This window comes from Streptomyces sp. NPDC003379 (assembly GCF_053589195.1).
This window is the reverse complement of the sequence record NZ_JBSFRK010000005.1, coordinates 228,985-255,582: the sequence shown is the minus strand read 5'-3', so window position 1 is coordinate 255,582 and position 26,598 is coordinate 228,985. Positions and strand designations below refer to the sequence as shown.

Genomic DNA, 26,598 nt, shown 5'->3' with positions numbered 1-26,598 from the left:
GCTGTGAGCAGCGTCAAGCCACGGTCAGGCTCTCGTCACGGAAGCATCCAGCCGAGCACCGCCGTGCTCTGCCCCACCACGATCAGGCACATCACGAGGAGCAGCCCGAGGCTCCACGGCAGCACCTTGCGCAGCAGATCGCCCTCCTTGCCGGCGAGTCCGACGGCGGCGCAGGCGATCGTCAGGTTCTGCGGGGAGATCATCTTGCCGAGGACGCCGCCGGAGCTGTTGGCGGCCGCGAGGAGTTCCGGGGAGAGCCCGGACTGCTGGGCCGCCGTCACCTGGAGCGCGCCGAACAGGGCGTTGGCGGAGGTGTCGGAGCCGGTCACCGCGACGCCGAACCAGCCGAGGACCGGTGACAGGAAGGCGAGGCCCGCGCCCGCGCCCGCTACGTAGTGCCCGATCGTGGCGGCCTGGCCGGAGAGGTTCATGACGTACGCGAGGGCCAGGACGGACGTCACGGTGAGGATGGCGAAGCGCAGTTCGTGGACGGTGGCGGCCCACTCCCGTACCGCCACGCGCGCGTGCACCCCGATGACCGCCGCCGTGCCGACCCCGGCGAGCAGCACGAGCGTGCCGCCGGTGCCGAGCAGCGGGAGCGAGAAGACGTTGCCGCCGACCGGGTCCCCGGAAGGGTCGCCGACGTTCAGGAAGGGCCAGTCGAAGGTGCGCGTCGCCTTCGCGAGGGCGTCCTTGACGGCCGGGATCTGGGCGAGGGAGAAGACGGCGACGATGAGGGCGTAGGGGGCGTAGGCGCGCAGCACCTCGGGGCGCGGGTCGTCGTGGGCGAGGTCCTCGCTGCGTACGCCGGTGAGGACCGCGGCGCGGACGGGCTCGGCGGCCGGTCTGCGCGCGTGCGGCACCGCCACCAGCGCGGCCGCGCCCGCCAGGGCCGCCCCGATGTCGGCGAGCTGCGCGGAGACGTAGTTGGAGGCCGCGAACTGGGCGGCGGCGAAGGCGAATCCGCACGCCATGGCGGGCACCCACGTCTCGCGCAGCCCGCGCCGCCCGTCGACCAGGCCCACCAGGAGCAGCGGCACGACGAGGGCGAGCAGCGGGGTCTGGCGGCCGACGACCGTGGCGACGGTGTCCAGCGGAAGGCCCGTCACCTGGGCCAGCGTCACCACGGGTGTGCCCATGGCCCCGAAGGCGACGGGTGCGGTGTTGGCGACGAGGGCGACGACCGCGGCGCGCACCGGGTCGAAACCGAGGGCGACGAGCATCACCGAGCAGATCGCGACGGGCGCCCCGAAGCCGGCGAGCGCCTCCAGGAGCGCCCCGAAGCAGAAGGCCACGACGAGCGCCTGGATGCGGGGATCGTCGGAGAGCCGCCCGAAGGAGCGGCGCAGGATGTCGAAGTGCCGGGTGCGGACCGTCATGCGGTACACCCACAGGGCGTTGACGACGATCCACAGGATGGGGAAGAGCCCGAAGAGGGCTCCTTGCGCGGCGCCGGCGGCGGTCTGGCCGAGTGGCATGCCGTACGCGAGCCAGGCGACCAGCACGGCGACCGCGAGGCCGATCAGCCCCGCCCTGTGGGCCTTCATGCGGACGGCGCCGAGGAGGACGAGGACGGTCAGGAGGGGCAGGGTCGCGACGAGTGCGGACAGGCCGAGCGAGTCGGCCACGGGCTCCAGTTGCTGCACGAACACGGAACGCCTCCCGGGCTGTGGGGTGGCGAAATCGTCGTGGCCTCGGAGAACGGGCGTCAACGTGCGGGACGGAGAAGATCCAGTGAAGGGCCGAGAGTCGCTCGCGGAAACGGGCCGTCAGTCGTCCGCGGAAACGTGCCGTCAGTCGCCTGCGGGAACCGGCTCTTTCAGGACTCGGGCGATCGCAGCACCCGGAGGTGGCCGCGCCGCGCGACCTCCATCGGGTCCGCCCTGCGGGCGCCGCCGCCCGCCTCGGCCGCGCGCTCCTGCGGGCGGGCCGCCTCGCGCACGGCGTTGGCGAGCGCTTCGAGGTCGTCGCCCGAGGGGCGGGCCGGGCCCGAGGCGTCGGCGAGCCGGACGACGTCCCAGCCGCGGGGCGCGGTCAGGCGCTCGGAGTGCTCGGCGCACAGGTCGTAGCAGTGGGGTTCGGCGTAAGTGGCGAGGGGGCCGAGGACCGCGGTCGAGTCGGCGTAGACGTACGTCAGCGTCGCGACGGCGGGACGGCCGCAAGCGGTGCGCGAACAGCGACGTACAGGGCTCACGATGTTGGACGGTACCGCACTCTTGAGCGGGCCGCGACGACTCTCCATGAGGTCACCCCACCGTGTCGTGCCGTGGTCCCGGATCGGGCGCCCCGCGCGCGCACCGCGTTGACCTGCGCAGACGTCAGTGACCGCAGAGGCGTGTGGTGTTGGATCCGGTCACCACATGGTGCGAATCACGTCACTTGGCGCGACATCGATGGTCTTGAGAGATACGGAATCGAGTCCAAGCCCGACCGGAACGGTCAGGAAGCGACATGCCACGCACCGCGAGGAAAGGGCGATCTCGAGGACTACGCTTCATCAGTGATGGACGACCCCGTACAGCCCCGCTCCGTAGACCCGAGGCCCCGTCGCCGCGATCGCCACGGCAGGGGCATGCGCGGTCCCGTGGCGCCGCCCCAGGTGCCGCTCTCCGCGAGCCGCGCCGAGGCCTTCACGGACCTCGTGCAGGACTCCGTGGAACGTCTTGAGCGGCGCTGGCCGCAGCTCACCGAGGTCGAGTTCCTGGTCCTCGAGGTGCCGCCGCTGGGTGGTTCCGGTGATTCGGACGGGGAGTGGCCCGACGAGGTGGTGCCGCTGGGCGGTTCCATCGCGGCGTCCGAGGGGCGGCCCGCGCGCGTGATCATCTACCGCCGCCCGGTGGAGATCCGCACCAAGGGGCGCGACGAGCGCGCCGCCCTGGTGCACGAAGTGGTCGTCGAGCAGGTGGCCGACCTGCTCGGGCTGTCTCCGGAGTCGGTCGATCCGCGCTACGGCGACGAGGACTGACGGAGTCGGAACCGGACCGGCCGGACCGGCCCGCTTACTTCCGGTCCACTTCCCCACTTCCGCAGCACCCCCTACTTCTGCAGCACTCTCAGATCCCGCTCCGCCTCCGGCACCAGGACCGTCCCCTGGTCGTCCGGCAGCGTCTGGACGGTGAACATGGGGATGCCGTCCTCGGGCAGTGCCAGCATCCGCGAGCCGTGGACCTCGCCGCCGGACACCGGCTCCACCGTGAGGGCGTACGAGCCCTTGAGGCCGTCCGGCACCGGCGGCTGGTCGATCAGCAGGGTCGTGCCGCCCTTGACCGTGTACGTCTTCGTGGCCGGTGAGCCGCCCTCGGTGCCGGGTGACGCCGTGACCTTCACCTTCGCCGACTTGCCCGGGGCCACCAGGGAGAGCGTGGAGCCCTTGGCGCGGTTGTCGGCGACCGTCGCGCGCGTGCCCACCGCGTTCGTCGCCGGGATGAACGCCGTCTCCTGGTCGCTGCCCTTGCCGCGGGTGACGCGCAGCGCCGCCACGACGGGCACCGGCTTGTCGGCCGGCGACAGGAGCAGCGAACCGGCCTCCCCCTTGGTGAGGGCGCCGAGGTCGACGGCGGCCGTCATGCCCGCCTTCACGTGGAGGTTCTCGTTTCCGGCCGGGGTGATCGTGCCGGTCGGCGAGGCCAGCTGGATCTTGACGTCCGCGTCGTCGGAGCCGGGTGCGTAGGCGACCAGGCGCACCGAGGTGGCGTCCTTGGGGATGCCGGGCAGGACGGCGTCGGCCGCGGGGGCGGCGGAGGGGGGCAGCCAGTCGCCGCCGAGCTTGTCGTCGGAGGACTGCACGGCGGCCGCGACCCGGCCGCTGCGGACGGTCACGTGCATCGTGAGGTCGGCGTACTGCTTGTCGGCGAGCGTGGACAGCAGCACCGGGACGCTGGAGTGCGGCTGGACCTGGATCGCCTCGCCCACCGGGGAGGTCACCTCGCCGCCCGGGCCGAACAGCTCCACGTCGACGACGGCCGCGGAGTCGTCCGGGTTCGTCAGGTGGATGTAGTCGCTGCGGCCCTTGGCGGTGCTCGCGCCGGGGAACCAGAAGTCCGTGTCGGGCGCGGTGCAGTTGGTGCCCTGCGCGCCGCGGCCGCTGCCCGCGGAGTAGGTCGTGGTCTGCTGCACGGTCCAGCCGGGGGCGAGCGCGCCGTCGGCGGTGCCGATGAGCGCCGGTGCCTCGGCGCCCGACTCCTCGCCGCCGACCGCCTCGCCCGGCTTCTTCTGGGTCAGGAAGGGCTTGGCCCGCTTGCCCTTGGCGCCCTCTTGCGGAGCGTCCGTCAACTGCTTGGTGACAGGGAGCAGTTCCGCCTTGCCCGTGCCCTCGGTGCCGCTCGACTTCGGGGTGAACGCGGTGTACGAGGTCTCGGCGAGGTCGGAGGCGCTGGGGACCGGGCAGAGCAGGCTGGTGCGCTCGACGGGCAGCCGCCGCGCGGCGACCTTCGCCTTGTCGTCGCCCGTGCCGTCGGGGCCGCTGAACGCGGCGTACCCGGTGACGGCGCCGAGGGCGACGACCACGGCGATCAGGGACTGGGTGGTGCGGTTCACTGCTGGCTCCCGTCGGGGCGCTCACTGTCGGTGCCGTGCGGCGGCCGCGGGGGCGGCGGTGACATCGGGGGCCGCTGGTCGTACGGGGCGTCTCCGTAGGACTGGCCGTACTGCTGGTCGCCTCCGTAGGCACCGCCCGCCCCGCCGTAGGAGGCGTACGGGTCGTACTGGCCGCTCTGGTAGGGCTGCTCCTGGTAGTCCTGTGCCCGGTAGTCCTGCGCTTGGTAGTCCTGCACTTGGTAGTCCTGCGCCCCGTAGTCCTGTGCCTGGTAGGACGGGGCGGGCGTCTCCCATTCGCCGTACGACTGCTGCTGCGGAACGGCGGCAAGGGCCTCCTCCGAAGGAGGAGGCGGTACGTCCTGGCCCGCCCCCTGGCCCGCCTCCTGCGCGGTCTGTTCGCTCTGGGCCCGCAGTCGGCGCGCCTTGCGTCCCTCGCCCTCGACGGCCTGGGCCGGGATGACCGGCTCTTCGGGGAGGTCGTCGTCGACGTCGCGGCGCCTGCCGGGCAGCGCGAGCACCACGAGGACGACGGCGAGCGCGCCCTGCGCCCACAGCCAGGCGGTGTGGCTCACCGGCGCGTCGTAGGTGACGTCCAGGCGGCCGCCCGAGGTGGGCAGTTCGAAGCCCTGCGCCCAGCCGTCCAGCGTGGTACGGGGCAGGGGGCGGCCGTCGAGGGTCGCCGTCCAGCCGGGGGCGGCGGAGTCGGCGAGCCGCAGCACGCGGCCCTCGTCGCCCGAGGTGATCTTCGTGTGCAGCTCGACGGGGCCCGCGGCGACGGGCTCCGGGTCGCCGGTCCTCGGGACGATGGCGGCGCGGGAGACCTGCCGGTCCACGCGCCACAGGGCGCTGCCGTCCTCCTGGCTGAGCCGGGTCAGGCCGGGGGTCGCGTCCAGGGTGCGGCTCATCTGGCGGGGAGCGCCCTGGCGTACGAGGACGTAGCGGACCGCGTAGCCGCCGAGGTGGTCGGCCTGGTCGGCGCCGGAGCCCGCGACCAGCCGGGCGACGATCTTGTCGAGTCGGGCGTCGGGGCCGGCGGCCGCGACGAGTTCGGCGTCGCCGAGCCGGGCGCCCGATCCCCGTACGAGCGTGTAGGTGACCTCGGCCGCCGACTCGCTGTCGAGGACGAGGGTGCGGGCCTGGTCCTGCGTGCCGCTCTCCTCCGCGACGAACGCGGGCACCTGCACCGGGTCGCGCCGCTCCAGGGGGCCGTCGGCGCCCCGGATCATCCACCCGGCGGCGACGAGCAGCGGCCCGGCCGCCGCGGCGAACGCGATGAGCGCGGCGACCGGCTGGCGCCAGCCGAAGCTCTGCTCGGCGACACGCGCGCGTGCACCGTCGGCGCCGAGCGCGGCGGCGGCGAGGAGCGCGATGCCGTAGCCGAGAGTGGCGGGTCCGGCCCACGCCGAGCCGTTCGACAGGACGGCGAAGACCAGCGAGACCAGGGCGGCCGTCCAGGCGGTGCGGACCGCCAGCTGCCGTTCGGCGCGCAGCAGGGCGCCGAGGGCGGCGAGCACGATGCCGGCGAGCATCAGCCCGTCCACGGTGCCGGGACCGCCGGGACTGATGCCGAGCAGATCGAGGGCCGTCGCGGAGCCGCTGCCGAACTCCAGGCCCGCTTCCTTGAAGAAGCCGAAGGGCAGCAGCGTGAGCGACCAGGGGGCAAGGATGAGCAGCGGTGTGCCGAGTGCGGCGAGGAAGCGCAGGCCGTAGGCCGCGATGTCACGCACCCGCAGCACGAGGAGGGCGAGGCCGAGCACCAGGGCGATCGGCCAGACGATCGGCGTGAAGGCCGTGGCGAGGGTCAGCAGCAGCGCGTACGCCCAGGTGGCGCGCCAGGTGCCGCGGGCGCCCCCGGAGGCCGTCAGACCGGCGGCCGCGATGCCCGCGCGCGCGATGAGCGGCAGCAGGACCGCGAGGACGGCGGTGCCGATGCGGCCGCCCGCGAGCGCGCCGGTGGCGGCGGGCAGGAAGGCGTACGCGACGGAGGCCCAGGCGCGCAGCAGGCGCGAGGTGACGAGCGGGCGCGAGGCGAAGTACGCGGCGAAGCCGGCCAGCGGCACGGAGCCGACGAGCAGCACGGTGACCGCGAGCCCGGTGGAGCCGAACAGCAGCGTGGACAGGCCCGCGACGAGCGCGAGATACGGCGGGGCGGCCTGGGTGCCGCCCGTGCCGACCGCGTGCCAGCCGTCCAGGTAGCGCGCCCACAGGCCCGAGGAGTCGGCGGGCGCGGGCAGCAGCGCGCCGCCCGCGAGCGCCCCGCTGCCGAGCAGGGCGCGGCAGGCGATGAGCGAGACGAAGAGGAGTACTACGAAGAGCACCGGTCCCGGCTTGCGGGCGATGCGCTTGAGGCGGGCGAACTGCTCGACCTCCAGGAAGTCGGCGTCGTCGCCGCCGGGCCCGGACTCGACGGCGCCGTGCCGTCCCGCTCCCCCGGGGGCCTCGGGGTCGGAGCCTCCGACGAGGCCGCCCGCGGCCTGTTCGACGGTGGCCCGCACGGTGGCGCCCGGCGGCGGGAACAGGGCCCGCATCTCCCCCGCGTCGAGCACCGGCTTGCCGCGCTGCTTGCGGGCGCCGAGGATCCTCCCGGGCCGCAGCAGCGTCACCAGGAGGCCGGCGATTTCGTCGAGGGCCTGTCCGGGCGCCTTGCCGACGAGGTAGGTGACGGTGCGCAGGAGCGTGCCGAAGACGAGCCGGAAGAGCACCCAGGGCAGCACGGCCGAGCGGGCGTTGACGAGCAGGGTGTAGGCGGCGCCCGCCTTGTCCACGCGGTGTGGTGACGTCGCCGTACGGCCGACGCAGTCGACGGTGCGGCGCTCGCGCGAGGACGCCTCGGCGTGCCGGACGACGGCTTCGGGGGCGACGAGGACGCGGTGCCCCGCGGCGTGCGCGCGCCAGCACAGGTCGACGTCGTCGCGCATCAGCGGCAGACGGCGGTCGAAGCCGCCGAGCTGTTCATACACGTCGCGGCGGATGAGCATGCCCGCGGTGGACACGGAGAGCACGGGCCGTACGTGGTCGTGCTGGCCCTGGTCCTGCTCGCGCCGGTCCAGGCCGGTCCAGCGGCGGCCGCTGTTGGCGATGGAGACGCCGACCTCCAGGAGCTGCCTGCGGTCGTACCAGCCGCGGAGCTTGGGGCCGACGACGGCGACGTCCTTGCCCAGCTCGTGTTCGTTCTCGACGGCGCGCAGCAGTTCGGCGAGGGCGTCGGGCTCGGGCGCGCAGTCGTCGTGGAGCAGCCAGAGCCACTGCACGGGTTCGCCGTGCGGCAGGTCCGGCAGGTCGTACGTGTCGTCGCGCCAGGAGCGGCTCACCGGGTCCCAGCCGCTGGGGCGCTTCAGATACGGCAGTTCTTCGGGGGTGAGCACCCCGGCGCCGCGGACCGCCTCGTCGACGGCGGTGCCGAAGCCGGAGCGGCGGGCGAGGTGCAGCACGCGGTCGGGGCCGAGGGCCTCGGTGACGAGGCGGGCGGAGTCGTCCGCGCTGCCGGTGTCCGCGGCCACGGCGTCCTGCACGGGCCGCTCCTGGCCGAGCAGCCCTGCCAGGGCGTCGGGCAGCCAGCGGGCGCCGTCGTGGGAGACGAGGACGGCGGTCACGACGTGCCGCGGGAACTCAGGGGCGGCAGCGTCGTGATGGGCTGCCGAATGGCTGTGCACGGACATCGAGGTACGGGCCCCGGTTCGATGGACTGCGGTGGACGCCTGCGCCCTGCGGGGGCGCCGGGGCGTCTCGGACGGGGCCCCACACTAACGGCTGACACCAGGACGGCCCGCCGCCTGTGGATAACCCAGGGGCGACGGGCCGTTCGTTGCGCTTCGTTGCGCGCTGATTGGGAGATGTATGCCGAATTGACGGGGCGGCATCTGCGCGGATGCTCTTCCGATCACACCGCTGCCTTTTTCAGTCGGCGGCGTTCACGCTCCGACAGGCCGCCCCAGATGCCGAAGCGTTCGTCGTTCGCGAGTGCGTATTCGAGGCATTCGGAGCGGACCTCGCAGGCGAGACAGACCTTCTTGGCCTCGCGCGTGGAGCCGCCCTTCTCGGGGAAGAAGGACTCGGGGTCGGTCTGGGCGCACAGCGCGCGCTCCTGCCAGCCGAGTTCCTCGTCCGCGTCCTCGACCAGCAGTTCCTGAACCAGCTCGGTCATGTGCGCCCCTCGTCTGTCTGTGCGTCCCCGTGGTGCTGCCGTTACCGGTTCCGGCTGAACGACACGAGTGAAATTACAAGTGCGCCGATCAGGGCCAGTCAAGCCGAGATCTGCTATTGGGCCCCTTATTCACTCTGCGGAACCAAGGCTATGCAGAAAGTGTTCAAATCGGCATAAACCACGAAGCCCGTCGGCGGCCCCCAAAACCGCCCTCCACGAGGACCTCGGGGGGAGGTCCTACAGGGGTGGACGTCAATGTTTGAGTGCCGGTTGCTGTGCGCCATGTGTCCCGTGTGCCCGGTGCACAAACCTTTCACCTGACCGAACAACCGGATGAGGTGAAACATATCCCACATAGCGGACAATGAGTTGACAGTAGAAGGTGTGAGCAGGTGTCCTGGTGGGCATGCTCGCGAACCTGGCTCTTTCGATGACCCGCACCAGCGGGTCCATCGGTGCTGCCCACGCGCGCTGTTGCTGTTCCTGCTCCAGCTGTTGAGTCCATCCAGCTGTCGAGCCGCTTCTCCGCACCATCCTTTCTGCCTTCCCCGCTTCTCTGCCTTCCCCGCGCTCCACCCATCCTTCGCGACACCCCAGCACTCTTACGTTGAGGAACCACCGCACGATGAACAGCGACAGTGACCTCCAGATCGCCGGCGACATCCTCGAAGTCCCGCACCTGCTGCAGCCCGCCCGCGAGCATCCCGCGACCGTGGCCGAGTTCGTCGGCCTCGCGCGGACCATCGCGGCCGACCGCTCCCAGTGGGAGCCCCTCGTCCAGTACGACGCCACCAGCCGCTGGTACCACCGCCTGCGCACAGGCCCCGGCTACGAGGTCTGGCTGCTCTCCTGGGTGCCCGGACAGGGCAGCGGGCTGCATGACCACGGGCGCTCATCCGGCGTACTCACCCTCCTGGAGGGTGAGTTGACCGAGCGCACCCAGCGGGGCGCGCGGACGCTCGGGGCGGGCGCGCAGCGCGTCTTCGCGCCGGGGTATGTCCACGAGGTCGTCAACGACTCCCTCGAACCGGCCGTCAGCCTGCACGTCTACTACCCCGGCCTGACCGAGATGCCGATGCACGCCGCCCAGTGCGCCGCCTCAGTGGCGGGCGGCGTCGCGGAGGATGTCGTAACCGCCTGACCAACTGTCGTACCCGCCTGACATGCTGGAGCACATGCGCATTGTGGTTCTGGCCGGCGGTATCGGCGGCGCCCGCTTCCTCCGCGGGCTCAAGAAGGCCGCGCCCGACGCGGACATCACGGTCATCGGCAACACCGGTGACGACATCCACCTGTTCGGGCTGAAGGTCTGCCCCGACCTGGACACCGTGATGTACACGCTCGGCGGTGGCATCAACGAGGAGCAGGGCTGGGGGCGTACGGACGAGACGTTCAAGGTCAAGGAAGAGCTCGCGTCCTACGGCGTCGGGCCCGAGTGGTTCGGGCTCGGCGACCGGGACTTCGCCACGCACATCGTGCGGACGCAGATGCTGGGCGCCGGATATCCACTCAGCGCCGTCACACAGGCGCTCTGCGAGCGGTGGCGGCCCGGGGTGCGGCTCATCCCCATGTCCGACGACCGCGTCGAGACGCACGTGGCCGTCACCATCGACGGCGAGCAGAAGGCCGTGCACTTCCAGGAGTACTGGGTGCGGCTGCGCGCCTCCGTGGACGCGCACGCCGTCGTGCCCGTCGGAGCCGAGCAGGCCAAGCCCGCGCCCGGCGTCCTCGAAGCCATCGCCGAGGCCGACATCGTCCTCTTCCCGCCGTCCAACCCCGTGGTCAGCGTCGGGACCATCCTCGCCGTGCCCGGCATTCGCGAGGCCATCGCCGAGGCGGGCGTGCCCGTGATCGGCCTCTCCCCCATCGTCGGCGACTCGCCCGTGCGGGGCATGGCCGACAAGGTGCTCGCCGCCGTCGGCGTGGAGACCAGTGCCGCCGCCGTCGCCGAGCACTACGGCAGCGGGCTGCTCGACGGATGGCTCGTCGACAGTGTCGACGCGGGCGTGGTGGAGCGGGTGGAGAGCGCCGGGATCCGGTGCCGGGCCATTCCGCTGATGATGACCGACGTCGACACGGCGGCGGAGATGGCCCGCCAGGCTCTCGTGCTCGCCTCGGAGGTACGGGCGTGAGCGCCGCCTCCGGCTCCGGCGCCGGGCCCGCGTACCGGGTGTGGGCCGTGCCCGGGCTGCCCGAGGTGCGGGAGGGCGACGACCTCGCCAAGCTGATCGCGGCCGCCGAGCCGGGGCTCACCGACGGGGACGTCCTGATCGTCACGTCGAAGATCGTCAGCAAGGCCGAGGGGCGGATCGTCGAGGCGAGCGACCGTGAGGCGGCCATCGACGCGGAGACCGTACGGGTCGTCGCGCGGCGCGGGACGCTGCGGATCGTCGAGAACCGGCAGGGGCTCGTGATGGCCGCGGCCGGGGTCGACGCGTCGAACACCCCTGCGGGGACGGTGCTGTTGCTGCCTTCCGACCCCGATGCCTCGGCTCGCGCCGTGCGGGACGGGGTGCGGGAGGTGCTGGGGGTCGAGGTGGGTGTCGTCGTCACCGACACGTTCGGGCGGCCCTGGCGGTCCGGGCTCACCGATGTCGCCATCGGGGCGGCGGGCGTGCGGGTGCTCGACGATTTGCGGGGCGGGTTTGACGCGTACGGCAATCCGCTGAGTGCGACTGTCGTCGCGACCGCCGATGAGTTGGCTGCCGCGGGGGATCTCGTCAAGGGGAAGGCTGCGGGGTTGCCTGTGGCGGTGGTGCGGGGGCTTCGCCATGTTGTGGTGGGTGGGGGGGCTGGGCAGGGTTTGGGGGGCTCTGAGGGCTTTGTGGGCTCTGAGGGTTCCGAGGGTTCTGAGGGTTCTGAGGGTTCTTCTGATGGCTCTGAGGGCTTCGTGGATGTGGGGGCCCGGGCTTTGGTGCGTAGTGCGGGTGATGACATGTTCCGGCTCGGGACGTCCGAAGCGGTGCGGGAAGCGGTGACGCTGCGGCGGACCGTGCGGGAGTTCACCGACGACGAGGTCGATCCCGGGGCCGTGCGGCGCGCCGTCGCCGCGGCGCTCACCGCGCCGGCGCCGCATCACACCACTCCGTGGCGGTTCGTCCTGGTGGAGTCCGCTGCCGCGCGGGTCGAGCTGCTGGACGCGATGCGGGACGCGTGGATCGCGGATCTGCGGCGGGACGGGAAGTCGGAGGAGGCGGTCGCCAGGCGGGTGCGGCGAGGGGACGTGCTGCGTAACGCGCCCTATCTGGTGGTGCCTTGTCTGGTGATGGACGGCTCCCATACGTATGGGGACGCGCGGCGGGATGGGGCCGAGCGGGAGATGTTCGTGGTCTCGGCGGGGGCCGGTGTGCAGAACTTCCTTGTCGCCCTGGCCGGGGAGCGGCTTGGTTCCGCGTGGGTTTCCTCGACGATGTTCTGTCGGGATGTCGTGCGGGGGGTTCTTGGGTTGCCGGAGTCCTGGGATCCCATGGGGGCGGTGGCTGTGGGGCGCCCGGCGGGGGAGCCTCCGGCTCGGGGTCCGCGGGATGTGGGGGGATTTGTCGCTGTTCGGTAGGTGAGGTGGCCCTCTGGGGGTTGGGGGGCGGCTTCTGGTGCGGGTGTGTGGGGGCTGGGCGCGCAGTTCCCCGCGCCCCTTGAGCGGCCTTCGCGTCGTGCTTCGCTGCGGGTGCGTGGGGGTTGGTTGCGCAGTTCCCCGCGCCCCTTGGTGGGGGCTGCTCGTCGTTCCTTGCTGCGGGTTCGCTGTGGCTGGGCGCGCAGTTCCCCGCGCCCCTGGGCAGTCTCGCGCCGTTGCTCGCTGCGGGTTTGGTGGGGTTGCTCGCGCCGTTCCCCGCGCCCCTTCGCCGGTGGTGCTTGTGTCGTTCCTTTTGAGGCTCGGCTGCGGTCCCTGGTCAGAGTAGGGCGATGTCCGTTTTTCTCATGCGGGGGGCTCTGCGGGGTGGGGTGTGGCCGCTTAGGAGGATCAGGCGGGTCGCTCGGTGGCGTTGGCCTGTGTAGGGGGTGAGGAGGGTCAGCATTGTCTCGTCGTCCGCTTCGCGGTTGTTCGCCAGGGCGTGGCCGATGATGCCGGGGAGGTGGAGGTCGCCGACCGTCACCGCGTCGGGGGCGCCGTTGCTGCGCTGGATGGTCTCCGTCGAGGTCCAGGGGCCGATGCCGGGGATCAGTTCCAGGCGGGCCTGGGCCTGGAGCGGGGGCATCGTCGCCGCTTCTTCCAGGCGGCGGGCCGCCCGCACCGCGCGCAGGATCGTCGAGGCCCGCTTGTTGTCGACGCCCGCCTTGTGCCACTCCCAGGACGGGATCAGGGCCCAGGTGCGGGGGTCCGGCATCACGTACATGTGGCGGGGGGTGGGGCCCGGCGCCGGCTCGCCGTGGGCGCGGAGCAGGAGGCGCCAGGCGCGGTAGGCCTCGTCCGCCGTGACCTTCTGTTCCAGGATCGACGGGATCAGGGACTCCAGGACCAGGCCCGTGCGCACCAGCCGCAGCCCCGGGCGGCGCCGTGCCGTCGCGGCGACCAGGCGGTGGCGGGGTTCGAAGGCCGAGGGGTCGTCCGATTCACCCAGGAGGGTGGGGAGGCCGTCCAGCAGCCACAGGGCTCCCGGACCCCAGGCCTCCGCTTCCACCGTGCCGGAGCGCAGCGCCACACGGAGCGTGCCGGGGCCCTCGGGCGTACGGCTGGCGCGCCAGGCCGAGCCGTCGGGGGTCATCCGGAAGGCGGGGTCCGCGGGGCCGCGCCGCAGCGGGCCGAGGGTCGGGCCGAGGTCGAGAGGGAAGGGCGGCTTCCAGGTGCGGGTCCGCGGGGCCGCGATCTGGCGGGGGACGCCCACCGGTACGGCTGTTTCGCCGCCGCGCACCGGGGTGCGAGGGGGGCGCGGGGCGAAACGGGACGACATCTGTACGAGGGTAGGCGACGCCCGCCCTCGCCGGAGGCTACTGGTCGGAGGAGAAGCGGACGGCGCCCGGCGGAAGCGTGGCCCCGCACCAGACACGTACGCCTTGGCGCAGCTCGTTGTCGGCGCCGACATCCGCTCCGTCGCCGATCACCGCCCCCGTGAGCGCCGCGCGCGCCCCGACGCGGGCGTCCGCGCCGATGAGGGAGTCCGTGATCACCGCGCCCGGTTCGACGACGGCGCCGGCCAGGACCGCGCTGCCACAGATCCGCGCGCCCTCCCCGATACGGGCGTTCTCGCCGATGACCGTGCCGCCGGTGAGCTTCGCGCCGGGGGCGACGGAGGCGGTGGGCAGGACCAGGCTGTCGCCGCGGCGGCCCGGGACCGCCGGGGAGGGGGCGCGGCCGAGGACGAGGTCCGCGGAGCCGCGTACGAAGGCCTGGGGCGTGCCCAGGTCCAGCCAGTACGTCGAGTCGACCATGCCCTGGAGGTGGGCGCCGGAGGAGAGGAGGCCGGGGAACGTCTCTCGTTCGACGGAGACCGGGCGGCCCTCGGGGATCGTGTCGATGACCGAGCGGCGGAAGACGTAGGCGCCCGCGTTGATCTGGTCGGTGACGATCTCCTCGGGGGTCTGCGGCTTCTCCAGGAAGGCCGTGACCCGGCCGGTCGCGTCCGTGGGGACCAGGCCGTACGCCCTCGGGTCCTCGACCCGGGTCAGATGCAGGGAGACGTCGGCGCCGGACATCTCGTGCGTATCCACGAGGGCGCGGATGTCCAGGCCCGTGAGGATGTCGCCGTTGAAGATGAGGACGGGGTCGTCGGGGCCCGAACGCAGGTGCGACGCCACATTGCGGATGGCGCCGCCCGTGCCCAGGGGCTCGGTCTCCGTGACGTACTCGATGTGGAGGCCGAGCGCCGAGCCGTCGCCGAAGTGCGGCTCGAAGACCTCGGCGAGGTAGGAGGTGGCGAGGACGATGTGTTCCACGCCCGCGGCGCGGGCCCGCGCGAGCTGATGGGTGAGGAACGGGACGCCTGCCGCCGGGACCATCGGCTTGGGGGTGTGGACCGTGAGCGGTCGCAGCCGGGTTCCTTTGCCGCCGACCAGGAGGATCGCTTCTGTCACCTGTCGTCTCTGCTTCCTGCTGGGGCCGGCCGAACTTAGGGTTTCGGCCGGCCAGTGTATGCAGACGGGTTTGCAGATCGTGCAGTTCGTACAGTGCAGTGCGACTCGTACGGCGACTCGTACGGTGCGACTCGTACGGTGCGACCGGCCTCAGCGGCCCTGCAAGCGGGCCGAGGCGGTCCGGATCGTGTCGAGCTTGCCGTACAGGCGACTGCCGGGGCAGTCGGTGGCGAATCCGTCACGGTGCCCCGAGATCACCTGGAGTCTGACGTTCGTCCCTTTCTTGTACAGGTTTCCACCGCCGGATGTCAGATGGGTGGTACCGCTCGGGTCGGCGCCGTACAGGCCGAGCTTCCACGCGGTCAGCCGGGCGATGGCGTCCACGGCCGCCTTCGGTGGGTTGGCGCTGCTGTACGAGCCGAGGACGGCGATGCCCGTGCTGTTCACGTTGAAACCGCGAGTGTGGGCCCCGAGGACCGGCTTGGCCACACCTCCGGCACGTCCTTCGTAAATGTTTCCGCACTTGTCGATCGCGAAGTTGTAGCCGAGGTCACGCCAGCCGCTGCTCTTGACGTGGTAGCGGTAGATGCTGCGCAGCACGGATGCCGCCTGTGAGCAGCGGTAGTTGTTGCCGGACGCGCTGTGGTGCACGAAGGCGGCCTTGACGGTCTTTGAATACGCGAAGCCCCGCTCGCGGATGCGCTCGTCCGCGCCCCAGCCCTTGCGCGTGATGATGCGCGGGCGCGGGCCGATGTAGGGGCGCGCCTTGCTGGCCGCTTCAGTGCTGGCCGCTTCAGTGCTGGCCGCTTCAGTGCTGGCCGCTTCAGTGCCGCCGTAGGCGGCGATCAGGTCGTCCTCCGTCTGCTGCTTGGTCAGCTCCGGGATCGCGGTGGCGCCGAAGGGGGCGAGGTCCGCGTTGACGGCCGCAGCCGCGGCGGCCTCGGCCGTCATGGCGGGGGCGCGCGGCACGTCGACCTGGCCGCCGCGTGGTGGGGGCTCGTCGCCGGGGTCGACCAGTTCGAGGCGCAGGCCCTTGGGGAGCAGGGCGTCGGTGGGGGCGCGGTCCACGTGCCGGTCGGGCTCCGCCCGTACGCGGATCTCCACGCCGTCGGAGTCGCCGACCCAGAGGGGGGCCGTGGAGCCGCGGACCCTGCCGGTGGCGCGCTCCACGGTGTCCGGGTCGGCCCCGTGTTCGCTGTTGTGCGTCTCGACGCCCTGCCAGCCGGACCAGGTGGCGGTGGCGCTGGCGCGGGTGCGGACCTGGACGGTGCCGTGCAGTTCGTCGGCCGGGTCGTCCCAGACGACGCCCACCAGGGAGAAGAGGCGGACGTCGCGCCGGGTCAGGCCCTGTTCGCGCTCCGCGGGGGCGGCCGAGCGGTCGGAGTCGAGTGGGCCCAGCGGCAGGGACTGGGTGCTGCCGGGGATCGCCTCGGCGGCGGGGGGTGTCCGGGCGGCGGGGGGCGTCTGGGTGCCGGTGGGCGTCCGAGCGGCGGGGGCCGTCTGGGTGCCGGAGGCCGTCCGAGCGGCGAAGCCCGTCTGAGTGTCGGATGTCGTCCGAGTGCCGGGCACCGTCTCGGCGGCGGTCGCCTCGGTGGCGGGTCCGGCGGGTGGTGGTGCGCCGGGGGTCGCGGCCCGGGCGTCGGACGACGGCAGGGTGAGGGGCAGCGCCAGGGCGGCTGCGCAGGTGACGCCGATCGAGGAAGCAAGAAATCCACGCATACGTCTGATCGTCGGCATACCTGAACCTATCTGTCCATTGGGGAATTGACGGACCGTCGGCCCAGAGTGGTAGATCCGGTGGCCCGCGCTCCCCCGCCACGCCGGGCGGCTCGCCGCTGCCCGCGTACCCTTGCGCCCGTGAACGCCAACGACCGCACCCCCGCCGACCTGCTGCGATCCGCGCTCGCCGCGGATCCCGGACGCCCCCTGGTCACTTTCTACGACGACGCCACGGGCGAGCGCGTGGAATTGTCCGTCGCCACCTTCGCCAATTGGGTGGCCAAGACCGCCAATCTGCTCCAGGGCGACCTCGCCGCCGAACCCGGTGACCGGGCCGTGCTGCTACTCCCCGCGCACTGGCAGACGGCTGTGTGGCTGCTCGCCTGTTCGTCGGTGGGCGTGGTCGCGGACGTGGGCGGTGACCCGGCGTCGGCCGACCTCGTCGTCAGCGGGCCGGACTCGCTGGACGCGGCGCGCGCCTGCTCCGGGGAGCGGGTCGCGCTCGCGTTGCGGCCGCTTGGTGGGCGCTTCCCTCAGCCGCCGGGCGGCTTTGCGGATTACGCGGTTGAGGTTCCTGGCCAGGGGGACCAGTTCGCCCCGTATGCGCCGGTGGACCCGGACGAGCCCGCCCTTGTGGTCGGTGGCGAGGAGCTGACGGGTGCCGGGATCGTGGAGCGGGCCCGTGCCGACGCCGCGCGGCTCGGGGTCGGGGCCGGGTCGCGGGTTCTGTCCGGGCTTTCGTACGGCACCTGGGAGGGGCTGAGTGCCGGGCTGTACGCGGCGCTCGCGGTGGGAGGCTCTGTGGTGCTTTGCCGGCGGCTTGCGGAGGGTGGTTTGGAGAAGCGGGTCGAGGATGAGCGGGTGTCTGTCACGGTGCGGTGAGGGGGCGGGGGCGCTGCCTGTGTCCTTGGGCGGGGGGCGGTGGGGCTGGTCTGCCGTTCCCCGCGGGCCTGGCGGTGCTTTCCCGCGCCGCCCAGTGTCCCCTCACCGGAGTGCCGTCCCGGCTCTTTCCCTGCGGGTCCGTCGTGGCTGGTCGCGCAGTTCCCCGCGCCCCCAGTGGAGCCTCCCGCACCGCCCAGTCAGTGCCCCACCGGAGTGCCGTCCCGGCTCTTCCCCCGCGGGTCCGTCGTGGCTGATCGCGCAGTTCCCCGCGCCCCCAGCGGAGCCTCCCGCACCGCCCAGTCAGTGCCCCACCGGAGTGCCGTCCCCGGTCTTCCCCCGCGGGACCATCGTGGCTGATCGCGCCGTTCCCCGCGCCCCTGACGGAACCTCCCGCACCGCCCAGTCAGTGCCCCACCGGAGTGCCGTCCCCGGTCTTCCCCCGCGGGACCATCGTGGCTGGTCGCGCAGTTCCCCGCGCCCCTACCGGCACCTCCGCACCGCCCGGGGAGTGCCGTCCCGGCCCTTCCCCCGCGGGACCATCGTGGCTGATCGCGCCGTTCCCCGCGCCCCCAGCGGAGCCCCCCGCACCGCCCACTGAGTGTCCCCGCACCCCCACAGGCTCTCCCCGCATCGCCAGTGGGTGTCTCGTCCGAGGCATCGGTGCCGCTGTCGGGTGTCGCCCGTTTGGGCTATGCGGGGAGCTGGTCCAGAGGCCCCCGGCGGCGGGGCGGTCCATGGTCGTAAGGGATGACGCCATGCACCGACGCAGCCGTGAGGGGTGGACGTACACGTGACCGACACCGCGGGTGCGCCTTTCGGGGCGGATGAGACGACGGGGGCTGAAGGGGGCGCGTCCGGGCTGAAGGGGGCGTACGGGCCCGGGACGGGAGCCAGCCCCACCGGGGTGGGCGCCGTGCGGCGCAGGCACCGGTGGCTGCGTGGCATCGCCCTCACGGTCGCCGTGGTGGTGCTCGCCGCGGGCGGCGTGGGATGGGCGGCGTACCAGAAGCTCAACGGCAACATCACCAAGGACACCGGCGCCGCCGCCGAGCTTGAGCGCTATGAGGAGGAGCGGCCGACCCCGCTGGTGCACGATGCCCAGAATATTCTGCTCATCGGCTCCGACACCCGTGCCGGCCCGGAGAACAGGAAGTACGGCCGAGATCCTGGGACCCAGCGCTCCGACACCACCATCCTGCTGCATCTGGCCGCCGACCGGCAGAGCGCGACCGCCGTGTCCATCCCGCGCGATCTGATGGTGGACATTCCCGGGTGCCGCAGACCGGACGGGTCGCGCACGCGGGCACAATTCGCCCAGTTCAATTGGGCGTACGAAGTCGGCGGGACGGCCTGCACGATTCGTACCGTCGAGAAGCTCACCGGAATCCGCGTCGACCACCACATGGTCGTGGACTTCGCGGGGTTCAGGGACATGGTCGACGCGGTCGACGGCGTACAGGTCTGTCTCAAGGCCCCGATCGACGACGACGACGCCCATGTGCGGCTCGCCCCCGGTGTGCGGACTCTGGACGGCGAACAGGCACTGGGTTACGTACGCGCCCGCAAGAGCCTCGGCAATGGCAGCGACACCGAGCGGATGGACCGCCAGCAGGAGTTTCTCGGCGCGCTCGTCAACAAGGTGCAGAGCAATGACGTCCTGCTCAATCCGGCGAAGCTCTACCCCGTGCTGGACGCGGCGACTTCCTCGCTGACGACCGACCCCGCGCTTGCCAGTCTGCGCGGTCTGTACGAACTGGTGCGCGGCATGCGCAATATCCCCACGGAACGCGTGCAGTTCCTCACGGTTCCCCGACAGTCGTACGTCTACGACACGAACCGCGACGAACTGGTCGAACCGGCGGCGGAGCAGCTCTTCACGCACCTGCGCGCCGACAGCCCGGTCGCGGTCATCCCGGAGAAGCCCGGGGAGGAGGCCGGGGAGGAGGCCGGGGAAAAGGTCGGGGAGGAATCTGGCGAGTCGGGCGAGTCGGGCGAGTACGGCAGTGACGGGAAGCCGGATGATCCTTCACATACGCCGTCACCCGCGCCGACATTCCGGGGCAACACCGCCGCGGAGACCGCCTGCGAGTAAAACGATCCCCAAGGGAAGACCGCCTTCGACTAAGAAATGGGGCGGATTGCCCAGTTGTAGGGGAGTGGAATTTGTCACCGGCGTCGTCCGGCGCTGAACTGGGCGGATAGTGTGAGCGATCCGGTGCGCCGGGCCCTTTCGGCCACGCACCGTTGGAACGACTGACCGAGCGCCTTCTTGAGGGGGTAAGGCGCCGCGTGGCCCCGACGGAGGACGCAGACAACCGTGGACGCGCAAGGCCGTGGGCCCAACAGGGGAGAGCGAAGCGACTTCTCTGAAAGGGCGGTGGCGGGAGACGGGCGGGCGGAGAACATTGACCCCGCGGACCAGTGGGTGCTCAACCCGGACACCGGCGACTACGAACTGCGACTGAGCCCTTCCGCAGGGCAAGGACCGTCGACGGTTCCCGGACCGCGTAGAGGCGCGGGACGCCAGTCGGGCCGCGGCCGTTCCGCGCCGGGCCGCGACCGTGAGCGCCCCCGTCAGGGCGACCGCGACCGCCCGCGCCAGGGTGAGCGCGACGAGCGCCGCGAGGTGCCGGGGCAGCGCAGGCGCCGGGGCAAGGAGCCGGAGGCGGCGACAGGCGGCAGGCGCAAGCAGAAGCCGAAGAAGTCGGCGGGCAAGAAGGTCCTGGTGTGGACCGGCGGCACGCTGGCGTTCCTGCTGGTCACGGGCTGTGTCGGCGGTTATCTCTACTACCAGCACCTCAACGACAACATCACGTCGATCGACGACGACGGCGCGGGCACCGGCGGCTTCAGCAAGGACCGGGCCATCAACATCCTGGTGGTCGGCACCGACAAGCGCAGCGGCGACGGCAACAAGGGCTACGGTGACGAGGGCAGCCTCGGCCACGCGGACACCACGATCCTGCTGCACGTCTCCAAGGACCGTACGAACGCGACCGCGCTGAGCATCCCGCGCGACATGATCACGGACATCCCGGACTGCCCCACCACGATGGAGGACGGCAGCAAGAAGAACATCCCGGGAACGGAGAACGTCCGCTTCAACGAGAGCCTCGGCCAGAGCGACCGCACGCCGAGCTGCACGATGCGTACGGTCAAGGCGATCACCGGGATCACGCCCGACCACTTCATGGTGGCCGACTTCAACGCGGTCAAGACGCTCTCCAGCGCGGTCGGCGGCGTGGACGTCTGTCTCGCCAAGGACATCGACGACCCCAAGTCGCATCTGAAGCTGTCCAAGGGCAAGCACACGATCGAGGGCGAGAAGGCGCTCGCTTACGTGCGTACGCGCCATGCCGTGGGCAACGGCGGCGACCTGAGCCGCATCGAGCTCCAGCAGCAGTTCCTCAGCGCGCTGATGCGCAAGCTGAAGTCGAACGACACGCTCACCAACCCGAAGAAGATGATCGACCTGGCGGAGGCCGGCACCAAGGCCCTCACCGTCGACTCCAACATCGCGGACATCATGAGGCTCCGTGACCTCGGCATGGAGCTCGGCAAGCTCGACATGAAGAACCTGACCTTCGCCACGCTGCCGGTCAAGGACAACCCCGCCGAGAAGGTCCCCATCACGGTCGTGCCCGACCCGGCCAAGGCCGACCCGCTCTTCGCGATGTTGCGGGCCGACAAGTCGCTGACCGAGGTGAAGAAGAAGGCGAAGAAGGAGAAGGCCGCGGTGGCCGCCCGCCTCAAGGGCCCCAAGGCCGACCCCTCCGACGTACGGGTCGACATCTACAACGGCAGCGGCAAGACCGGCGCCGCTCAGAAAACTCTCACCTGGCTGCAGAACACTGAGGGCGTACTCAAGTCCAGCCAACTGGGGAACGCGCCCGGCGGCATCAAGAAGACGTCGCTGGAGTACGGCCCGAGCCAGGCGGACCAGGCCCGTCGGCTCGCCGACATCATGGGTCTGCCCGCCTCCGCCCTGAAGCCGGGCAAGAGCGCGAAGAACGCACAGGGGCTCCCGACCATGAAGCTGACGCTCGGCGGCGACTTCGAGGGCGCGGGGGTGCCCATCGCCCCGCCGTCGAAGGCGCCGGACGGGATCCAGAAAGTCGAAGCCGACAAGACTGTGTGTGCCAAGTGACCTGAAGCGGTCGTTTCGCGTCTAACAATGCGCCAAGGACATGCGCCGAGGACATGCGCCGAGGAGTGCACCAAGGCGTCGCGGAGCGGCCGCAGTTCGGGAACGGGGCGGGGAGGGGCTGGGGATGAGGCAGAACAGCGTGCGTAAGGAGGGGGCGCGACAACGCGCTCCGCACGCCAGTGATCACGGCTGGGACGACGGCCCGCACCAGGACGAGGCGCGCCCCGGGAAGCCGTCGGCAGGCACCGCCGCGCCCTCCAGAGGCAGCGGACGGCCCCCCGGCCACCGGCGCCGGCCGGGCTCGGGCCGCGGCGGGCGCCCGCCGCGCCGCAAGCGCCGCGTCCTGCGCTGGTCGGCGACGCTCCTGTCCGTACTGATACTCGGCACGGCCGGCGCCGGTTACCTCTACTACCAGCACCTCAACGGCAACCTCGAGACGGACGACCTGAACCTCGGCGAGCACCGGGCCCCCGAGCCCACGCCCAACGCCGCCGGACAGACCCCGCTGAACATCCTGCTCATCGGCTCGGACGCGCGGGACTCCAAGGCGAACCAGAAGCTCGGCGGCGCCAAGGACACCTTCGGCTCCCCGCCGCTCGCGGACGTCCAGATGCTGCTGCACCTCTCGGCCGACCGCACCAACATGTCGGTGGTCAGCATGCCGCGCGACACCCTTCTCCAGATCCCCAAGTGCACGGACCCGGACGACGGCAAGGTCTACGAGGAGACCGGCCCGCGGAACATGACGAACGAGTCCCTCGGCCGCGGCGGCCCCGGCTGCACGGTCGCGACCTGGGAGAAGCTCACCAACATCCACATCGACCACTTCATGATGGTCGACTTCGCGGGTGTGGTCTCCATGGCCGACGCCATCGGCGGCGTACCGGTCTGCGTGGACAAGAACATCCACTCGCGCGACAGCCAGGGCCACGGCTCCGGCCTGAAGCTGAAGAAGGGCACCACGGAGGTCAAGGGCGAGCAGGCCCTGCAGTGGCTGCGCACCCGCTACGGCTTCGAGGGCGGCACCGACATCAGCCGCGCCAAGGCCCAGCACATGTACATGAACGCGCTGGTCCGCAAGCTCCGCGAGAACACCGGCCTGACCAGCCCCAACCAGCTGCGCAAGCTCGCCGAGGAGGCCACGAGCGCGCTGAAGGTCGACGACGGCCTCGGCAGCATCAAGAAGCTGTACGACCTCGGCAACGAGCTGAAGAAGGTCTCCCCGTCCCGTACGACGATGACGACCATGCCCTTCGAGTACGTCGGCGCCCGCGTCATCCCCAAGCCCGGCGACGCCGAGCAGCTCTTCCGCCTCGTACGCGACGACATCGCGCTGGACGGAAAGGGCAAGAAGAAGCCCGCCAAGGAGAAGCCTTCGGACGATCCGGCGGCCGCTGACGACCAGATCGCGATCCAGGTCCAGAACGGCACCCGGACCGCCACGGAGCCCCCGATCTCCGGCCGGGCGAACACGGTGGCGCAACTCCTCGCGGGCAAGGGCTTCAAGAAGGCGACGCCGGACACGACGACGGTCCTTACCGAGGGGAAGACGGTCATCCGCTATCCCAGCGTCGAACTGGAGGGCGATGCCCAGCGGGTCGCCAAGTCGCTGGGCCTTCCGCTGAGTTCGGCGAAGAAGTCGACGGACGTCTCCGGGGTCACCCTGGTCGTCGGCGCCGACTGGCGCGAGGGCGCCGCCCCGCCCAAGGCGAAGAAGAAGGACGACAGGACGCCGGATTCGGCGGACGCGCTCAGCGGGTCCGACAAGAAGGCGTGCATGAAGGTGGACCCTGACTTCTCCTGGTAGCCGCCTCGCGGGCCGTCAGGCCTCCTGGGTCTCCCCCAGGACGGCCGGGCGGCGCGAGGCGATGACCTTCCTGGCCAGCGAGCGCGGGCTGGTGAGGAAGCCCCAGCCCCACGACATGTGCATGGTCGCGAGCGCCACCGGGATCCGGAGCCGTGCCTTCAGCGGCAGGCCCCTGCCCGCGGGCAGGGAGCCCGCGACGATCGCCGCGAGGTAGCCGCCGGGGATCACGAAGCCCCACGGTGTGAGCACCGCGCCGACCACGATGCCCGCCGCTATCGCGCAGACCGCGGTCGGCGGCGCGAGGTAGCGGAGGTTGATGGAGCCCTCGTGGTAGCGGGCGACGACGTGGCGCCAGCGGCCGTAGTCCTTGTACTGCTTGGCGAGCGCCTTCACGCTGGGCCGCGGGCGGTAGGAGACCTTCAGCTCGGGCGAGAACCAGATCATGCCGCCGGCCTCGCGGATGCGGAAGTTCAGCTCCCAGTCCTGGGCGCGGATGAACTCTTCGTTGTAGCCGCCCTGTTGCTCCAGGGCCTCGCGCCGGAAGACGCCGAGGTAGACCGTCTCGGCCTGCTGGGCGTCGCCGCCGGTGTGGAAGGCGGCGTTGCCCACGCCGATCTTCGACGTCATGGCGGCGGCGACCGCGTACTCCCAGTCGTTCTGGCCCTCGGCGTGCATGATGCCGCCGACGTTCATCGCGCCGGTCTCCTCCAGGAGGCGGACGGCGGTCGTGATGTAGCCCGGCGAGAGCGCGGCGTGGCCGTCCACGCGTACCACGATCGGGTGACGGGACGCCTTGATCGCGGCGTTCAGCGCCGCCGGCGTACGCCCCGTGGGGTTGGGGACCGTGCGCACCCTGGGGTCTTCCCTGACCAGCTCCGCGGCGATCTCGTCCGTGCGGTCGGTGGAGGGGCCGAGCGCGACGACGACCTCCATCTCACCCGCGTACTCCTGGCGCAGGATCGCGTGGACGGCCTCACGCAGATGCCGTTCCTCGTTGAGGACGGGCATGATCACGGACACGGCGGGAGGGTGCACCTCAGACTTCGCGTTCATCACGCGTCACGTTACCGCGAATGGGGGACACGGGCGCGCGCCGTCCGGGTCGCTACCCCGGGCCGCATTTCGTATGGGCTTACGTTTCTCGGAAGCCCCCACGCCCGCGCCCGCCCACAGCCAACGTCCGTCTCCGCGGAGGTGTCCCCCACGTGCCCACACCGCCCCGCCTCCCCACTCCCCCGCCGCTCCCCCCGCCGCCTCCGCAGGGTCAGAGACCGCCCGCACCCACGCCGGGCGAGCAGGGCGAGCGGCGGACGGGCTGGGCCATGCGGGCCGCGATCGCGTGCTCCGTCGCGGTGCTCGCCGCGGCCGGCATCGGGCACTCCGTGGTCACCAGCCTCGACACCGAGATCAGGCGGGTCGACGCCTTCAAGGACATGAAGAACCGGCCCGCTTCGGGCAACGGCATGAACGTCCTGCTCGTCGGCACCGACGGCCGCGACAAGATCACCCCCGAGGAGAAGCAGAAGTACCGCCTCGGCGGCGCGCCCTGCCACTGCACCGACACGATCATGATCGTGCACATCTCGGAGGCGAGGGACCGCGCCAGCGTCGTGAGCCTGCCCCGCGACTCGTACGCGGTGCTGCCCGCGCACACCGACCAGGCCACCGGCGAGAAGCACAGCGCGCACCCCAACAAGATCAACGCGGCGTACGCGGAGGGCGGGCCGAACCTCACGGTGCGGACCGTCGAGCACATGACGAAGGTCAAGATCGACCACTATCTGGAGGTCGACTTCACCAGCTTCATCAAGACCGTGGACGTGGTCGGCGGAGTGGAGATCTGCACGGCCAGGCCCCTGATGGACTCGCACACCGGCCTGAACCTGGCGATCGGCACACACGCGATGAACGGCGGCGAGGCGCTCCAGTACGTGCGTTCGCGGTACGTCGACGGGGCCTCCGACCTCGGCCGCATGCAGCGCCAGCAGCGGTTCCTCGCGGCGCTCATCGCGAAGGCGACCAGCACCGGCGTCCTGCTGAACCCGGTCAAGTTCCGTGACGTGACGCACACGCTGCTCGGCTCGGTCCGGGCGGACAACGGCTTCGGTACGAGCGACATGCTGGGCCTCGGGCAGGCGATGCGGGGCTTCTCACCGTCGTCGTCGGAGTTCACGACCGTGCCGCTGAGCACCGAGGCGCAGAACCTGCCGGGCATCGGCTCGACGCTGAAGTGGCATCCGACGAAGTCGGTGAAGCTGTTCAAGACGCTGCGCGAGGACCGGCCCCTCGCCTCGCACAAGGGCAAGTCCAAGGCCGCGCTGGTCGACGTCTCGCCCCAGCAGATCCAGGTGCAGGTGGACAACGGGACGGGGGTGCCGGGGCTCGGGAAGCGCGTCGACACGGAGCTGCGGGCCACCGGGTTCAACACGACGGGGGTGCCGGGGAACGCGCCGAACTCGCTGACGGCGCCCGCCAAGCGGACCGTCGTCACCTACGACCCCCGCTGGGACCGCTCCGCGAGGACCCTCGCGACGGCTCTGCCGGGCTGCGAGCTGCGCATGGTCAACGGGCAGGGGGCGACGCTGAAGGTGATCGCGGGGACGGACTTCAAGGGGGTGCGGACGGTGCGGGCGGAGGACGAGCTCCAAGGGGAGTTCGGAGCGGTGACGGGGGACCAGGTGGTGTGTCCGTAGCCGCGTAGCCTCCGTGGGCCCGTCTTGAGGGGCTTCAGTCGTCGAAGCCCTCTGCCGCCCGCGCCTCGCGCAGCTCCTTGATCGCCCGGCGGCGGGCGAGCCGGTGTGTGCGGCGGATCTGCGCCTCCTGGTGGCGGCGGCGGTCGCGGTCCGTCTCCGGGAGGACCGGCGGGACCGTGCGGGGCTTGCCGTCCGCGTCCACCGCGGCGAAGACGAGGTAGGCGGAGCCGACCTGCTGTGCGGGCGTCGACTCGTTCCAGCGCTCGGCAAGGACGCGGACGCCGACCTCCATGGAGCTGCGGCCGGTCCAGTTCACCTGGGCCTTCACATGTACGAGGTCTCCGACGCGGACCGGCTCCAGGAAGACCATCTCGTCCATGGACGCGGTGACCGCGGGCCCGCCCGAGTGGCGCCCGGCGACCGCCCCCGCCGCGTCGTCGACCAGTTTCATGATCACGCCGCCGTGCACCGTGCCGAGGAGGTTGGTGTCGTTGTGGGTCATGATGTGGCTGAGCGTGGTGCGGGACGCCGAGGTCGGCTTGCCCCGAATCTCCGATTCGGAACTGGGGGCCTGATCTGTCATGCCCTCCACCCTATGCCGGACGTATGAGCGAGCCTTCCCCGGCCGCTTTGCATCAGCTCTGCAACAGCCCTGGCCCGAATT

Annotated in this window: 19 protein-coding genes; 9 read left to right on the top strand and 10 right to left on the bottom strand. The window is 71.7% G+C overall.

Annotation, left to right across the window (positions count from 1 at the left end):
- Positions 1-35: 35 nt before the first annotated feature.
- Together ACWDVB_RS07310 and ACWDVB_RS07305 are read right to left on the bottom strand one after the other, a co-directional pair.
- Entirely contained in the window at positions 36-1,652 is a 1,617-nt protein-coding gene (locus ACWDVB_RS07310) for an L-lactate permease (protein WP_451518897.1), read from the bottom strand.
- Positions 1,653-1,819: 167 nt separating this feature from the next.
- The gene (locus tag ACWDVB_RS07305; RefSeq protein WP_451518898.1) at positions 1,820-2,242 is read right to left on the bottom strand and encodes a DUF3499 domain-containing protein; all 423 of its coding nucleotides are present in this window, start codon (positions 2,240-2,242) and stop codon (positions 1,820-1,822) included.
- A gap of 261 nt (positions 2,243-2,503) precedes the next feature.
- On the opposite strand from ACWDVB_RS07305, the gene ACWDVB_RS07300 reads away from it, so the two are divergent.
- Positions 2,504-2,965, top strand: coding sequence for a metallopeptidase family protein (locus tag ACWDVB_RS07300; protein ID WP_451518899.1), 462 nt, complete (start codon positions 2,504-2,506; stop codon positions 2,963-2,965).
- Between the two features lie 71 nt (positions 2,966-3,036).
- Here ACWDVB_RS07300 and ACWDVB_RS07295 read toward each other — a convergent pair whose 3' ends face one another.
- From ACWDVB_RS07295 to ACWDVB_RS07285, 3 genes are all read right to left on the bottom strand, one after another.
- Positions 3,037-4,536 carry a DUF5719 family protein gene (locus ACWDVB_RS07295; RefSeq protein WP_451518900.1) on the bottom strand — a complete coding sequence of 500 codons (1,500 nt, stop codon included), beginning with the start codon at positions 4,534-4,536 and terminating at the stop codon, positions 3,037-3,039.
- On the bottom strand, positions 4,533-8,195 hold the full coding sequence (locus ACWDVB_RS07290) for a glycosyltransferase family 2 protein (RefSeq protein WP_451518901.1): 3,663 nt from the start codon (positions 8,193-8,195) through the stop codon (positions 4,533-4,535). Before ACWDVB_RS07290 ends, ACWDVB_RS07295 begins: the two co-directional genes overlap by 4 nt.
- Before the next feature lie 221 nt (positions 8,196-8,416).
- Positions 8,417-8,680, bottom strand: coding sequence for a WhiB family transcriptional regulator (locus ACWDVB_RS07285; RefSeq protein WP_016642094.1), 264 nt, complete (start codon positions 8,678-8,680; stop codon positions 8,417-8,419).
- Between the two features lie 625 nt (positions 8,681-9,305).
- On the opposite strand from ACWDVB_RS07285, the gene ACWDVB_RS07280 reads away from it, so the two are divergent.
- From ACWDVB_RS07280 to ACWDVB_RS07270, 3 genes are read left to right on the top strand one after another with little or no spacing between them, the layout of a single operon-like run.
- A complete protein-coding gene (locus ACWDVB_RS07280; protein ID WP_451518902.1) occupies positions 9,306-9,821 on the top strand; it encodes a cysteine dioxygenase in 516 nt (171 codons plus the stop codon).
- A gap of 34 nt (positions 9,822-9,855) precedes the next feature.
- A complete protein-coding gene (cofD, locus tag ACWDVB_RS07275) occupies positions 9,856-10,812 on the top strand; it encodes a 2-phospho-L-lactate transferase (protein WP_451518903.1) in 957 nt (318 codons plus the stop codon).
- Entirely contained in the window at positions 10,719-12,233 is a 1,515-nt protein-coding gene (locus tag ACWDVB_RS07270; RefSeq protein WP_451611949.1) for a coenzyme F420-0:L-glutamate ligase, read from the top strand. The genes cofD and ACWDVB_RS07270 overlap by 94 nt, the downstream gene beginning before the upstream one ends.
- 334 nt (positions 12,234-12,567) lie before the next feature.
- Here the strand turns inward: ACWDVB_RS07270 and ACWDVB_RS07265 are convergent, their stop codons facing one another.
- The 3 genes from ACWDVB_RS07265 to ACWDVB_RS07255 all read right to left on the bottom strand — a co-directional run bounded on the left by ACWDVB_RS07265 (position 12,568) and on the right by ACWDVB_RS07255 (position 16,405).
- Positions 12,568-13,566, bottom strand: coding sequence for a DNA-3-methyladenine glycosylase family protein (locus ACWDVB_RS07265; protein WP_451518904.1), 999 nt, complete (start codon positions 13,564-13,566; stop codon positions 12,568-12,570).
- Positions 13,567-13,603: 37 nt separating this feature from the next.
- On the bottom strand, positions 13,604-14,686 hold the full coding sequence (locus ACWDVB_RS07260) for a sugar phosphate nucleotidyltransferase (RefSeq protein WP_451518905.1): 1,083 nt from the start codon (positions 14,684-14,686) through the stop codon (positions 13,604-13,606).
- A gap of 150 nt (positions 14,687-14,836) precedes the next feature.
- Positions 14,837-16,405, bottom strand: coding sequence for a peptidoglycan recognition protein family protein (locus tag ACWDVB_RS07255; RefSeq protein WP_451518906.1), 1,569 nt, complete (start codon positions 16,403-16,405; stop codon positions 14,837-14,839).
- 138 nt (positions 16,406-16,543) lie between these two features.
- Here ACWDVB_RS07255 and ACWDVB_RS07250 point away from each other — a divergent pair, with 138 nt between their 5' ends.
- The 4 genes from ACWDVB_RS07250 (at position 16,544) to ACWDVB_RS07235 (ending at position 23,241) form a co-directional block, all read left to right on the top strand.
- Entirely contained in the window at positions 16,544-17,287 is a 744-nt protein-coding gene (locus ACWDVB_RS07250) for a TIGR03089 family protein (RefSeq protein ID WP_451518907.1), read from the top strand.
- Between the two features lie 790 nt (positions 17,288-18,077).
- Entirely contained in the window at positions 18,078-19,379 is a 1,302-nt protein-coding gene (locus ACWDVB_RS07245) for an LCP family glycopolymer transferase (RefSeq protein WP_451518908.1), read from the top strand.
- 285 nt (positions 19,380-19,664) lie between these two features.
- The gene (locus ACWDVB_RS07240; protein ID WP_451518909.1) at positions 19,665-21,434 is read left to right on the top strand and encodes an LCP family glycopolymer transferase; all 1,770 of its coding nucleotides are present in this window, start codon (positions 19,665-19,667) and stop codon (positions 21,432-21,434) included.
- A gap of 124 nt (positions 21,435-21,558) precedes the next feature.
- Positions 21,559-23,241 carry an LCP family protein gene (locus ACWDVB_RS07235; protein ID WP_451518910.1) on the top strand — a complete coding sequence of 561 codons (1,683 nt, stop codon included), beginning with the start codon at positions 21,559-21,561 and terminating at the stop codon, positions 23,239-23,241.
- 15 nt (positions 23,242-23,256) lie between these two features.
- Here the strand turns inward: ACWDVB_RS07235 and ACWDVB_RS07230 are convergent, their stop codons facing one another.
- Positions 23,257-24,294 (bottom strand): glycosyltransferase family 2 protein, encoded by a 1,038-nt coding sequence (locus ACWDVB_RS07230; protein WP_451518911.1) that lies wholly within the window; start codon positions 24,292-24,294, stop codon positions 23,257-23,259.
- A 152-nt stretch (positions 24,295-24,446) separates the two neighbouring features.
- Between ACWDVB_RS07230 and ACWDVB_RS07225 the strand changes: the two genes are divergently transcribed.
- On the top strand, positions 24,447-25,934 hold the full coding sequence (locus ACWDVB_RS07225) for an LCP family protein (RefSeq protein WP_451518912.1): 1,488 nt from the start codon (positions 24,447-24,449) through the stop codon (positions 25,932-25,934).
- A gap of 34 nt (positions 25,935-25,968) precedes the next feature.
- On the opposite strand, the gene ACWDVB_RS07220 is transcribed toward ACWDVB_RS07225, so the two are convergent.
- Positions 25,969-26,517 (bottom strand): acyl-CoA thioesterase, encoded by a 549-nt coding sequence (locus ACWDVB_RS07220; RefSeq protein WP_451518913.1) that lies wholly within the window; start codon positions 26,515-26,517, stop codon positions 25,969-25,971.
- Between the last annotated feature and the right edge of the window lie 81 nt (positions 26,518-26,598).

What these genes read in the sequence shown, in the direction of transcription:
- ACWDVB_RS07255 (WP_451518906.1), bottom strand. Translation starts at nt 16,405, where the DNA reads ATGCGTGGATTTCTTGCTTCCTCGATCGGCGTCACCTGCGCAGCCGCC.
- cofD (WP_451518903.1), top strand. Translation starts at nt 9,856, where the DNA reads ATGCGCATTGTGGTTCTGGCCGGCGGTATCGGCGGCGCCCGCTTCCTC.
- ACWDVB_RS07230 (WP_451518911.1), bottom strand. Translation starts at nt 24,294, where the DNA reads ATGAACGCGAAGTCTGAGGTGCACCCTCCCGCCGTGTCCGTGATCATG.
- ACWDVB_RS07265 (WP_451518904.1), bottom strand. Translation starts at nt 13,566, where the DNA reads ATGTCGTCCCGTTTCGCCCCGCGCCCCCCTCGCACCCCGGTGCGCGGC.
- ACWDVB_RS07305 (WP_451518898.1), bottom strand. Translation starts at nt 2,242, where the DNA reads ATGGAGAGTCGTCGCGGCCCGCTCAAGAGTGCGGTACCGTCCAACATC.
- ACWDVB_RS07285 (WP_016642094.1), bottom strand. Translation starts at nt 8,680, where the DNA reads ATGACCGAGCTGGTTCAGGAACTGCTGGTCGAGGACGCGGACGAGGAA.
- ACWDVB_RS07280 (WP_451518902.1), top strand. Translation starts at nt 9,306, where the DNA reads ATGAACAGCGACAGTGACCTCCAGATCGCCGGCGACATCCTCGAAGTC.
- ACWDVB_RS07290 (WP_451518901.1), bottom strand. Translation starts at nt 8,195, where the DNA reads ATGTCCGTGCACAGCCATTCGGCAGCCCATCACGACGCTGCCGCCCCT.
- ACWDVB_RS07300 (WP_451518899.1), top strand. Translation starts at nt 2,504, where the DNA reads ATGGACGACCCCGTACAGCCCCGCTCCGTAGACCCGAGGCCCCGTCGC.
- ACWDVB_RS07235 (WP_451518910.1), top strand. Translation starts at nt 21,559, where the DNA reads ATGAGGCAGAACAGCGTGCGTAAGGAGGGGGCGCGACAACGCGCTCCG.
- ACWDVB_RS07220 (WP_451518913.1), bottom strand. Translation starts at nt 26,517, where the DNA reads ATGACAGATCAGGCCCCCAGTTCCGAATCGGAGATTCGGGGCAAGCCG.